At 68.9% G+C, this 11899-nt stretch carries 11 protein-coding genes; 9 read left to right on the top strand and 2 right to left on the bottom strand.

Annotated elements, in window-relative coordinates:
- The first annotated feature begins 8 nt into the window (after positions 1 to 8).
- Both BLW81_RS20455 and BLW81_RS20450 read left to right on the top strand, forming a co-directional pair.
- Positions 9 to 1415, top strand: a complete 1407-nt coding sequence (locus tag BLW81_RS20455) for an NAD(P)/FAD-dependent oxidoreductase (RefSeq protein WP_083408756.1) — start codon at positions 9 to 11, stop codon at positions 1413 to 1415.
- Positions 1416 to 1616: 201 nt separating this feature from the next.
- Positions 1617 to 2327, top strand: coding sequence for an Rv1815 family serine proteinase (locus BLW81_RS20450; protein ID WP_083408755.1), 711 nt, complete (start codon positions 1617 to 1619; stop codon positions 2325 to 2327).
- A gap of 2 nt (positions 2328 to 2329) precedes the next feature.
- Here BLW81_RS20450 and BLW81_RS20445 read toward each other — a convergent pair whose 3' ends face one another.
- The gene (locus tag BLW81_RS20445) at positions 2330 to 2770 is read right to left on the bottom strand and encodes a nitroreductase family deazaflavin-dependent oxidoreductase (RefSeq protein ID WP_083408754.1); all 441 of its coding nucleotides are present in this window, start codon (positions 2768 to 2770) and stop codon (positions 2330 to 2332) included.
- A gap of 168 nt (positions 2771 to 2938) precedes the next feature.
- Between BLW81_RS20445 and BLW81_RS20440 the strand changes: the two genes are divergently transcribed.
- Genes BLW81_RS20440 through BLW81_RS20420 form a run of 5 tightly spaced genes read left to right on the top strand, consistent with a single transcriptional unit; the run spans position 2939 to position 6649 of the window.
- Entirely contained in the window at positions 2939 to 3616 is a 678-nt protein-coding gene (locus BLW81_RS20440; RefSeq protein ID WP_197680331.1) for a TetR/AcrR family transcriptional regulator, read from the top strand.
- A 39-nt stretch (positions 3617 to 3655) separates the two neighbouring features.
- The gene (locus tag BLW81_RS20435; protein WP_083408752.1) at positions 3656 to 3994 is read left to right on the top strand and encodes an ArsR/SmtB family transcription factor; all 339 of its coding nucleotides are present in this window, start codon (positions 3656 to 3658) and stop codon (positions 3992 to 3994) included.
- Positions 3991 to 4626: an SRPBCC family protein gene (locus BLW81_RS20430; protein WP_083408751.1), complete on the top strand. Its 636-nt coding sequence runs from the start codon at positions 3991 to 3993 to the stop codon at positions 4624 to 4626. The genes BLW81_RS20435 and BLW81_RS20430 overlap by 4 nt, the downstream gene beginning before the upstream one ends.
- Positions 4627 to 4676: 50 nt before the next feature.
- Complete coding sequence (locus BLW81_RS20425) at positions 4677 to 5153, top strand: VOC family protein (RefSeq protein ID WP_083408750.1); 477 nt, start codon at positions 4677 to 4679, stop codon at positions 5151 to 5153.
- Positions 5150 to 6649 carry an FAD-binding protein gene (locus BLW81_RS20420; protein ID WP_083408749.1) on the top strand — a complete coding sequence of 500 codons (1500 nt, stop codon included), beginning with the start codon at positions 5150 to 5152 and terminating at the stop codon, positions 6647 to 6649. Before BLW81_RS20425 ends, BLW81_RS20420 begins: the two co-directional genes overlap by 4 nt.
- On the opposite strand, the gene BLW81_RS20415 is transcribed toward BLW81_RS20420, so the two are convergent.
- A complete protein-coding gene (locus BLW81_RS20415; protein WP_157897979.1) occupies positions 6646 to 8562 on the bottom strand; it encodes an ABC transporter ATP-binding protein/permease in 1917 nt (638 codons plus the stop codon). The two genes, BLW81_RS20420 and BLW81_RS20415, sit on opposite strands and share 4 nt — an antisense overlap.
- Before the next feature lie 136 nt (positions 8563 to 8698).
- Here BLW81_RS20415 and BLW81_RS20410 point away from each other — a divergent pair, with 136 nt between their 5' ends.
- Together BLW81_RS20410 and secA2 are read left to right on the top strand one after the other, a co-directional pair.
- Complete coding sequence (locus BLW81_RS20410) at positions 8699 to 9535, top strand: GNAT family N-acetyltransferase (RefSeq protein ID WP_083410697.1); 837 nt, start codon at positions 8699 to 8701, stop codon at positions 9533 to 9535.
- Positions 9536 to 9569: 34 nt separating this feature from the next.
- Positions 9570 to 11894, top strand: a complete 2325-nt coding sequence (gene secA2 / locus BLW81_RS20405; RefSeq protein WP_197680330.1) for an accessory Sec system translocase SecA2 — start codon at positions 9570 to 9572, stop codon at positions 11892 to 11894.
- Positions 11895 to 11899 lie beyond the last annotated feature (5 nt).

Raw genomic sequence — 11899 nt, 5'->3', positions numbered from 1 at the left:
CCGCTGTCGTGGATACCGTCTTCGACGCTCCCGTCGACACCGCGTTGGTCGAACGTGCGCTTGCGACAAGCGCGTTCGGCTCGATGTGGCTGGACATTCCCAGGCCGCAGCGGCCGCGGCTGACCGGCCCGAGCACCTGCGATCTGGTGGTGGTCGGCGGCGGGTACACCGGGCTGTGGACCGCGCTGCACGCCGCGCAACGCGAACCCGGCAAACGGATCGTGCTGATCGAGGCGGACCGCATCGGGTGGGCCGCGTCCGGACGCAACGGCGGCTTCGTCGACGCCAGCCTCACCCACGGGGAGGAGAACGGAAAAGCACGCTGGCCCAACGAGATCGACACGCTCGATGCGATGGGCCTGGAGAACCTAGACGGGATGCAGGACGAACTGGCGCGCCTGGGCCTCGACACCGAATGGCAGCGCACCGGCATGTTGACGGTGGCCACCGAACCGCACCAGCTGCAGTGGTTGCAGGACAGTGCCGCCGACGGGCACGGCCGCCTGCTCGACACGGCCGAGGTGCGCGCGCAGGTCGCGTCGCCGACCTATCTTGCGGGTCTGTTCAGCGCCGACACCTGCGCGATCGTGCATCCCGCCAAACTCGCGCTCGAACTGGCGCGGGCGTGCGAGCAGGCCGGGGTGCACATCTACGAGCACACCGCCGCGCGGCGGGTGGACTCCGGGGGAGTGGGGCTGCGCATCGAGACCGACCGCGCGGTGATCACCGCGCGCCAAGCGGTCCTGGCCACCAACGTCTTCCCGAGCCTGCTCAAGCGCAACCGGCTGCACACCGTGCCGGTGTACGACTATGTGCTGGCCACCGAACCGCTCACCGACGCCCAACTGGACCGCATCGGCTGGAAGGATCGGCAGGGTGTCGGCGACTGCGCCAACCAGTTCCACTACTACCGGCTGACCATGGACAACCGGATCGTGTGGGGCGGCTACGACGCGGTCTACCACTTCGGCCGCAAGGTCGACCCCGCCTACGAGGACCGGCCCGAGACCTATCGCCGCCTGGCCGCGCACTTCTTCGTCACGTTCCCGCAACTCGACGACGTCCGGTTCAGCCATCGCTGGGCCGGCGCCATCGACACCAACACCCGGTTCTGCGCGCACTGGGGGCTGGCCCGCGACGGCCGGGTGGCCTATGTCAACGGCTTCACCGGCCTGGGGGTGGGCGCCGCCCGGTTCGCCGCCGACGTGTGCCTGGACCTGCTCGACGGCCGGGCGACCCCGCGCACCGAACTGCAGATGGTGCGCCGCCGCCCGCTGCCGTTCCCGCCCGAACCGTTGGCCAGCGTGGGCATCCAGGCGACGCGCTGGTCGCTGGACCGCGCCGATCACTCGGCGGGCCGGCGGAATCTGTTCCTGCGGGCGCTCGACGCGGTCGGCCTCGGTTTCGACTCCTAGCGGCCGGCTTAGCTGACTGCCGAGACGGCAATCGCCGCGCGGCGTAACGTTTCGGTCACGGTGATCGATGGGCAAATCACGGGACCTTCGTCGAGTGGTTGCTCCGCATCGGGCGTGATTGTGGCTTCACACGCCCGGGTAGAGGAGTCCGCAACACCTGGTACCGGACACCGTCATTGGACCGGAAGAGCGGAGGCGGCCATGGGCCGACGATGGATTCGAGTGATCGCAGCGGTGGCCGCCCCGGTGGCTGCGCTCGTCTTGCCGTCGGCGCCCGCACCCGCCAATCCCGGCGTCGTCGTCTACCCGGGAATGGAGATCCGCCAGGACTCCAACGTCTGCACGCTCGGCTTCGTCGAACCCCAGGCCCGGATCGCGTTCACCGCCGGGCACTGCCGCGGCAGCGGGCCGGTCCGCGACCGCAACGGCAACCTCATCGGCATGCAGGCGGTGTTCCGCGACAACACCCCCAACGGCGCGACCGTCGACACCAACCACCAGATCGCCGACTGGGAAGCCATCACGCTGGCCCCCGACGTGCAGGTCAACAACATCCTGCCGGGCGGCCGCATGCTCGTCGTCGACCCCGGGTTCGCGCCGGCCGCCGGTCAGCCGGTGTGCCACTTCGGTGTGGTCACCGGCGAGAGCTGCGGCACGGTCGAGGCCGTCAACAACGGCTGGTTCACCATGGGTAACGGGGTGGTCAGCCAGAAGGGCGATTCGGGTGGGCCGGTGTATGTGGTCACCCCCGACCACCGCGCGGCGATCATCGGGATGTTCAACAGCACCTGGGGGCGCTACCCGGCCGCGGTGTCCTGGCAGATCGCCAGCCAGCAGGCCCGCGAGGACGTCATCTCGGCGGCCTCGGCCAACGTCGGGCCTCCGCCGCCGCCCACCGTGCCGATGCCCTGACCTCAGCGCACCAACTCGAACACCGGGATCGTCGGCGCGACCGCGCTGATCTCCTCGTCGCTGGACTGCGGCGTCAACCCGCCGACGTGGCCCTTGACCTCCCAGTACCACCGGTCGAGATAGCGCTTGAGCAGCACCGGTTTCGCGGCGTCGGGCACCTCGGTGATGTCGACCGGTCGGCGGTGCCAGCGCGGGCCGATCCCGACCGCACCCGCAGCGCGCGCGTTGCGGGCCCACTGGGTGTTGCCCCGCGGCGAGACGACGTAGTCGTGCCCGTCGAGGGTGAGCAGGTTGACCACGACGGTGCGGGGTTTCCCCGACTTGCGTCCGCGCACCTCCAACACCCTGGTCCCGGCGACGCTGATCCCGACTTCGGCCAGCCACCGGAACACCGTGTTGACGGCGCGGGCGGCGGTGGACGGTTGGTCGTAACGCTCGGTCATGTCGATCTCCTCTGCTGTCTCGCGACTGTGCGGATCGGTACGCCGTTGCGGCGTGTCGCGGACGAAACCGCACAATGAAGTATTTGAGAGCACTGCTCTCTAATCAGGGTGCCACGCCCGTCGCCGGAAAACAAGAGCAGTGATCTCGATTTGTGCGACACTCGGCGCGTGGGCAAGCGGCAGGAGAGTCGAGACCGGATCGAGGCGCAGATCATCGACCTGGCGCGCAGCCAGCTGGCGACCGAGGGGGCGGCGGGCCTGTCGCTGCGCGCGATCGCGCGCGACCTGGGCATGGTGTCGTCGGCGGTCTACCGCTACGTGGCCAGCCGCGACGAGCTGTTGACGCTGCTGCTGATCGACGGCTACTCCAGCCTCGCCGACGAAGTCGAACGCGCGCGCGACGGTTCCTGGCATGAGCAGGTGCGCGCGATGTCCCACGCGGCCCGACAGTGGGCGGTCGAGCGACCGGCGCAGTGGGCGCTGCTCTACGGCAGCCCGGTACCCGGCTACCACGCGCCCCGCGAGCGCACCGTCGTCCCCGGTACGCGCGTGGTGGCCGCCCTGCTCGACGCGGTCGCGGCGGGGATCGCCGTCGGCGACATCCCGTCGTCGGAAACCGCTGCCCCGCAACCGTTGTCGGGCGATTTCGAGCGGCTGCGCGAGGAGTTCGACTTCCACGGCGACGACGCGGCGGTGACGAAGTCCCTGCTGCTGTGGGCCGGCCTGATCGGCGCGATCAGCCTGGAGGTGTTCGGCCAGTACGGTCCCGACACGCTCACCGAGCCGGCGCTGCTGTTCGACCGTCAGCTGGGGCTGCTGCTCGACGTGCTGACCACGAAATACTAAAGGCTTGACTTATATAAGCAGACGCTTAGACTCGAGCCCGTGCACGCGTTCGACATCCTGGGGGATCCGGTTCGCCGCCGGATCCTGGAACTGCTCGCCGACGGCGAGTTGGCGGCGGGGGCCATCGCCGACACCATCCAGGCCGAGTTCGCGATCAGCCAACCCGCCGTCTCGCAGCACCTGAAGGTGTTGCGCGACAACGGATTCACCTCGGTCCGCCCCGACGGTCAGCGACGGCTCTACGCCGTCAACGGCGAGGCGCTGCGCGACATCGACGAATGGCTCGCGGGGTTCCGCCGGTTCTGGGCCCCGCGCCTGGACGCGTTGGGCACCGAGATCGCACGAGGAAAACGGCAACGACGAAAGAAGGCACCATGACCGAGATCGACGTCGACCACCAGATCAACGCCGTCCAGCGCAAGCTCGGCACCAGGACGATCGACGCGGGGGAGGCGCACGTCGTCACCATCTCCCAGACCTACGACACCGACCGCGACGATCTGTGGGACGCGGTCACCAACATCGAGCGCATCCCGCGCTGGCTGATGCCCATCTCGGGCGAGCTGAAGATCGGCGGTTCCTACCAGCTGCACGGCAACGCCGGCGGCACGGTGCTGACCTGCGATCCACCCAAGAACTTCACCGCCACCTGGGAGTACGCCGGCAACGTCAGCTGGATCGACGTCACCGTGGACGCCGAGGACGAGCGGGCGCGGCTGGTGATCGAGCACATCGCTGTCGTCGGCGACGAGATGGCCCTGCAGTTCGGGCCCGGGGCCGTCGGCATCGGCTGGGACTCCATGGTGCTCGGCCTGGCGCTGCACCTGGCGACCGGTGAGTCGATCGACCCCGGGTTCGGCGAGCAGTGGGTGACCACCCCCGAGGGCAGGCGCTTCCTCGCGCTGTCCAACGAGGCCTGGTACCAGGAGAACGTGGCCGCAGGCGCCGACCCCGCCGAGGCCCGCGGAGCAGCCGACCGCTGCCTGGCGGCGTACTACGGCGAAGGCTGAACTAGAACACGTTCTAGCCAACCGGGCAGGCCGAGGATATCCTCGACGCGATGCTTGCCCAGACACCTGTCCAGATCGCGTGGGTGACGCGGGACCTCGACGCGACCGAGGGGGCGCTCACCTCGCTGCTGGGCGCCAAGAAATGGGTCCGCATGCCCGGCGTCCACTTCGGACCGGAGACGTGCACCTACCGCGGTGAGCCCGCCGACTTCGTCGCCGACATCTCGCTGAGCTACGCCGGCGCAACGCAACTCGAGGTCATCGCGCCAGGGCCGGGCGCGAGCGTCTACACCGAGTTCCTCGACGCGTGCGGCCCCGGCCTGCACCACGTGTGCGTCGAGGTCGACGACGTCGCCGCCGCGCTGTCCGAACGCGACGCCGAGGTGGTCGCGCGCGGGGTCATGCCGGGCGGCATGGAGTTCGCCTACGTGTCGGCGCCGGCGGCCGGCGTGCCCTACCTCGAGCTGGCCCACATTCCGGACGAGATCAAATCGTTCTTCGACTACATCAAGCGGGAGCAGAAGTGAGTACCGAGATTCCTGACACCGTCAGCGCCGCCGAGGTGTCGTGGTCCGACGAGGTCGACGTCGTCGTGATCGGGTTCGGCATCGCGGGCGGGTGCGCGGCGGTCAGCGCGGCCGCCGCCGGGGCCCGGGTGCTGGTGCTGGAGAAGGCGGCCGCGATCGGCGGCACCACCGCGATGGCCGGCGGACACTTCTATCTCGGCGGCGGCACCGCCGTGCAGCAGGCGACCGGGCACGACGACAGCGTCGAGGAGATGTACAAGTACCTCGTCGCGGTGTCTCCCGAACCGGACCACGACAAGATCCGGGCGTACTGCGAGGGCAGCGTCGAGCACTTCAACTGGTTGGAGGGCTTGGGTTTTCAGTTCGAGCGCAGCTACTACCCCGGCAAGGTGGTGGTCCCGCCGGGCACCGAGGGCCTGTCCTACACCGGCAACGAGAAGGTGTGGCCGTTCTACGAGAAGGCCAAGCCCGCGCCGCGCGGCCACTCGGTGCCGGTGCCCGGTGAACTCGGCGGCGCGGCGATGGTCACCGACCTGCTACTCAAACGCGCCGAGGAACTCGGCGTGCAGATCCGCTACGAGACGGGCGCGACCAACCTCGTCGTCGACGACGGGGCCGTGGTGGGTGTGCGCTGGAAGCACTTCACCGAGACCGGCGAGGTGCGCGCCGACGCGGTCGTCATCGCCGCGGGCGGGTTCGCGATGAACCCGGAGATGGTCGCGCAGCACACGCCCGCGCTCGGGCAGAAGCGCCGCACCAAACACCACGGCGAGGTGGAGCCCTACATCCTGGGCAACCCCAACGACGACGGGCTGGGCATCCGGCTCGGAGTGTCGGGCGGCGGCGTCGCGAAGAACCTCGACGGCCTGTTCATCACCGCGGCCGCCTACCCGCCGGAGATCCTGCTGACCGGGGTCATCGTCAACAAGGACGGCAATCGGTTCGTCGCCGAGGACTCCTACCACTCGCGGACGTCGGCGTTCGTGCTCGAACAGCCCGAACAGAAGGCCTATCTGATCGTCGACGAGGCGCACCTGCAGATGCCCGAGATGCCGTTGATCAAGTTCATCGACGGCTGGGAGACGATCGCGGAAATGGAAGAGGCGCTGGGCATTCCGGCAGGCAACCTGGCCGCGACGCTGGACCGGTACAACCAGCACGCCGCCGCGGGCGAGGACCCGGACTTCCACAAGCAGCCCGACTACCTCGCCGCACAGGACACCGGCCCGTGGGGCGCCTTCGACCTGTCGCTCGGTGTCGCGATGTACTCGGGTTTCACCATGGGCGGGCTGGACGTGTCGGTCGACGGCGAGGTGCTGCGCGAAGACGGCTCACCGGTGCCGGGCCTGTACGCCGCGGGCGCGTGCGCATCCAACATCGCCCAGGACGGCAAGGGCTACGCCAGCGGCACCCAGCTCGGCGAGGGCTCGTTCTTCGGCAGGCGGGCGGGAGCCCACGCCGCGCAGCAGGCCGGCAGGCACGCCACCGCAAGCTAGACCGGCACCGGCTTTTCGCCCTCGAGGCGGCCGAACCGCCACTCACCATCACCGAGCAGTGCGAGCTGGTGGGTGTGGTGCTGTTCGACCGTGCTGCGGTGGCTGACGCTGACCAGGATGGTGTCGGGCAGCTCGGTGCGCGCCAGGTTGTAGAGCAAGTACTCCAGCCCCTCGTCGAGCGCCGAGGTGGACTCGTCGAGGAACACCGCCTTGGGTTTGGTCAACAGGATGCGGGCGAACGCGACGCGCTGCTGTTCGCCCGGCGAGAGCACCTTGGCCCAGTCGAGCACCTCGTCGAGGCGTGGCTCCAGGTGCGACAGCGCCACCTTGTGCAGCATCCGCTTGAGCGTCTGGTCGTCGATCGTGCCTTCCTCGTTGGGATAGCTGACCACCGCGCGCAGATCGCCCAGCGGCACATAGGGCATCTGCGACAGGAACATCGTCTCGTTGGGCCCGCACGGACGGGTCAGCGTGCCGGAGGTGAACGGCCACAGTTCGGCGAGGCTGCGCAGCAGCGTGGTCTTGCCGACGCCGGACTCGCCGGTGACCACCAGCGAGTCGCCGACCTCGAGGCGCAGGTCCAGCGGTTTGATGAGCTGCTTGCCGTCGGGCGTGCGGACCTCGACGTCGGTGAGTTCGACGGTGCCGTCGACGCACGCCGTCGTGGTGATCTCGGGGAGCGCGCGGCCCTCCTGGTTGGCCATCACCAGGCCGTCGAGACGGATGATCGCCGCGCGGTAGCCGGCGAACAGGTCGTAGGCGTTGCGGAAGAACGACAGGCCGTCCTGGATGTTGCCGAACGCCGACGCCGACTGCGACATCGCGCCCAGCATGATCTCGCCGTTGAGGAAGCGGGGGAACTGCAGTAGGTAGGGCAGCGGCACGATGAGCTGACCCATCGACCAGTTCCAGCCGTTGAAGCCGAGCGACCGCGCGATGTAGCGCTTGTAGTTGTCGACGACGGGGCGGAACAGCTTGCGCAGCCCGCTGCGTTCGGCGACCTCGCCGCGGTAGAACGCGACGGCCTCCGAGGAGTCACGCAGCCGGACCAGCGCGTAGCGGAACGCGGCGTTGAACTTCTCGTTGCGGAACGACAGCCAGATGATCGGGCGGCCGATCCAGAACGCGATCACCGATGCGAAGACCACGAACACGATGCCGATCCAGAACATCGCGCGGGGCAGTTCGTACTGGATCACCGGGATGGTCAGCGGTCCGGACAGGTTCCACAAGATCGCGGTGAACGACACCATCGAGACCACCGCGTTGATCGCGCCGAACAGCAGCGTGTTGCCCGAGCCGTAGTAGGGCACGTTGGGCAGCGGTCCGTTGTTGGCGGTGAAGATGTCGATGTCGTTCTGGATGCGCTGGTCCGGGTTGTCGATCTTGTCGTCGATGAACCGGGCCCGGTAGTAGGCCTTGCCGTCGAGCCAGTCGCCGGTGAGCCGGTCGGTCAGCCAGGCGCGCCAGCGCAGCGCGAATCGCTGAAACACCCACATGTCGAACAAGAGTCGGGCGATGAACAGTGCGGCCAGCACCGCGAACACAGTGATCGACAGGTAGAAGCCGTTCTTGCCGGACTCTTTGAGTTCAGCGTTGTCGGCCTGCAGCCCCCCGGCCACGACTTGGAACGCGTTCGACATGTCCATCGAGTAGTAACTGAGCAGCACGTCGAGGCGCACACCCGCGATGACGAGGAGCAGGATCCCGCCCAGCCACAGCCAGACCTTGACGCTCTCGGAGCCCTTGAAGTAATCGCCGGTGATGCGCCACCACTGTCGGCCCCATCCGGTGAACCGGGCGATCAGGAACAGGATGAACATCGTCGCGGCGGCCGTCATCAGCCAGGCTTTGCCGATCCAGGCCAGCGACACCCAGACTTCGTTGCCCCAGTCGAGCGAGGGGACGAACATTTCCACCCGCGCAACCTACCGCGACAACCTTGGGACGGCGTTTCGAAGCGCCCAACCGCGCCGCCGCGACCGGTCCGAATCACGGTGACGAAAAATTCGGTCGCCCGCCCGGTGCGCGCCGCCCATGCTGGATGCCATGCACGTCCGGTTCCACGACTCGGCCGACGACTTCCGCGCGGTCGCCGGCCCGCTCTATCGGCGCGACCCGGTCGCGAACACCATCGAGCTGACCGTCCTCAACGCTGAACTGCCGGACGATTCGCTGCTGCTCACGGTGTGGCAGGACGACGCGCTGGTCGGCGCGGCCCTGCAGACACCGCCATATCCGTTGGCGTGCAGCATGATTCCGCCGCACGCCGTCGATGCCGTGGCCGCAGAGATCGCCGCGGCGCGGCCCGGCCTGCCCGGCGTGCGCGGGGCACCTGAAATCGCCCGCGCGTTCAGTGCGGCGTGGCGGGGCCTCACGGGCAGCGCAAGTGTCGTCACGGTGGAGGAACGGCTGTACGAGTTGGCCACCCTGTTGTCACCGGTGACGGTGCCGGGCGAGCCGCGGGTCGCCGACGACGCCGACCGGCCGGTGCTGATCGACTGGACCGAACGGTTCTTCGGTGAGACGTTCGGTCATCCGCGTGACGACGCGGCGGGCGCACGGTTCGTCGACGGCGCGCGCGACAAGGGCGACGTGTTCGTCGTCTGGTCCGACGGCGGCGCGCCGGTCAGCATGGCGATGCTGCGCGCTTCCGCGGCCGGGGTGTCGCGGATCGGGCCGGTCTTCACCCCCGCGCAGCACCGGCGACACGGCTACGGGTCCGCGGTCACCGCCGCTTCGGCCGCCATGGCGCTGGATCGCGGCGACGACGGTGTCGTGCTGTTCACCGATCTGGCCAACCCGACGTCGAACGCCATCTATCAGCGGATCGGGTTTCGTCCCGTCAGCGACAGCGTGCGCATCGAATTCGGCGCCCTCGCCTGACGGCGACCGGTCGGCGACCGCGTACCGTATTTGTGTGGCGAAGACGAAGACCCGCACTTCAGGTCGTGTCAGCAATCGGTTCTGGCGGCTGCTCGGCGCCAGCACCGACCGGGACCAGGCGCAGTCGATGGGGCAGGTGCGCAGTTCGGCCGACTTCGACGACAAGGCCTCGGCCCTCGACGACGAACAGCTGCGCAAGGCCGCCAAACTGCTCAACCTCGGCGACCTGGCCGACTCCAACGACATCCCGCAGTTCCTCGCCATCGCCCGGGAGGCCGCCGACCGCGCCACCGGCATGCGCCCGTTCGACGTCCAGCTTCTCGGTGCGCTGCGGATGCTGGCCGGTGACGTCGTCGAGATGGCCACCGGCGAGGGCAAGACGCTGTCGGGGGCGATCGCCGCGGCCGGCTACGCGCTGGGCGGGCGCCGCGTGCACGTCATCACGATCAACGACTACCTCGCGCGCCGCGACGCCGAATGGATGGGCCCGCTGCTGGAGGCGCTCGGCCTGACCGTCGGGTGGCTCACCGAGAGTTCGACGGCGCAGGAACGCCGCGCCGCCTACAAGTGCGACGTCACCTACGCCTCGGTCAACGAGATCGGCTTCGACGTGCTGCGCGACCAGCTGGTCACCGACGTCGACGATCTGGTCTCGCCGAACCCCGACGTCGCGCTGATCGACGAGGCCGACTCGGTGCTCGTCGACGAGGCGCTGGTGCCGCTGGTGCTGGCGGGCACCAGCCACCGCGAGACGCCGAAGGTCGAGATCATCCGGATGGTCGGCGAACTCACCCCCGGCGTCGACTACGACACCGACACCGACAACCGCAACGTGCACCTGACCGAGGTCGGCGCGCAGAAGATGGAGGCCAGGCTCGGCGGCATCGACCTGTACTCCGAGGAGCATGTCGCGACCACGCTGACCGAGATCAACGTCGCCCTGCACGCCCACGTGCTGCTGCAGCGCGACGTGCACTACATCGTCCGCGACGACGCCGTGCACCTGATCAACGCCTCCCGCGGCCGCATCGCGCAGCTGCAGCGCTGGCCCGACGGCCTGCAAGCGGCGGTCGAGGCCAAGGAGGGCATCGCCACCACCGAAACCGGCGAGGTGCTCGACACCATCACGGTGCAGGCGCTGATCAACCGCTACGACACGGTGTGCGGCATGACCGGCACGGCGCTGGCCGCCGGTGAGCAGCTGCGCCAGTTCTACAAGCTCGGCGTGTCGCCGATCGAGCCGAACAAACCCAACATCCGCGAGGACGAGCCCGACCGCGTGTACGTCACCGCGGCCGCCAAGACCGCGGCGATCGTCGAGCACATCAAGGCCGTCCACGAGACCAAGCAGCCGGTGCTGGTCGGCACCCGCGACGTCGCCGAATCCGAAGAGCTGCACGCCAAACTGGTCAAGGCCGGCGTGCCCGCGGTGGTGCTCAACGCCAAGAACGACGCCGAGGAGGCCGCGGTGATCGCCGAGGCGGGCAAGCGCGGCAGCGTCACGGTGTCCACCCAGATGGCCGGGCGCGGCACCGACATCCGGCTCGGCGGCTCCGACGAGTCCGACCACGATCAGGTGGCCGAGCTCGGCGGCCTGCACGTCATCGGCACCGGGCGCCACCACACCGAGCGCCTCGACAACCAGTTGCGCGGCCGTGCCGGCCGTCAGGGTGACCCCGGCTCGTCGGTGTTCTTCTCCAGCTGGGACGACGACGTCATCACCGCGCACCTGGAGGCCAACAAGCTGCCGATGGAGACCGACGAGGACGGGCGCGTCATCAGCCGCAAGGCGTCGAGCCTGCTCGACCACGCGCAGCGCATCGCCGAGGGCCGCATGCTCGACATCCACGCCACCAACTGGCGCTACAACCAGCTCATCGCCCAGCAGCGCGCGATCATCGTCGACCGCCGAAACACGTTGCTGCGCACGCCCACTGCGCGCGAAGAGCTCGCCGACCTGGCGCCGAAACGCTACGAGGAGGCCGTCGAGCGGCTGGGCGAGGACAAGCTCGAGTCGATCTGCCGGCTGATCATGCTCTACCACCTGGACCGCGGCTGGGCCGATCACCTCGCATACCTGGCCGACATCCGCGAGAGCATCCACCTGCGGGCGCTGGGCAACCAGACCCCGATCGACGAGTTCCACCGGATGGCCGTCGATGCGTTCGCCTCGCTGGCCGCCGACGCCATCGAGGCCGCCCAGCAGACGTTCGAGACGGCGCCGGCCATCGAGGACGAACCCGGGGTGGACCTGTCCAAACTGGCGCGCCCGACGTCGACGTGGACGTACATGGTGCACGACAACCCGCTCGCCGACGACTCGCTGTCGGCGCTGAGCCTGCCGGGCGTGTTCCGCTAGGTTGA

It is taken from the genome of Mycolicibacterium rutilum (genome assembly GCF_900108565.1).
Taxonomy (GTDB): Bacteria; Actinomycetota; Actinomycetes; order Mycobacteriales; family Mycobacteriaceae; genus Mycobacterium; species Mycobacterium rutilum.
Note: the sequence above shows the minus strand (reverse complement) of the source record. Positions and strands in the feature narration are given on the sequence as shown.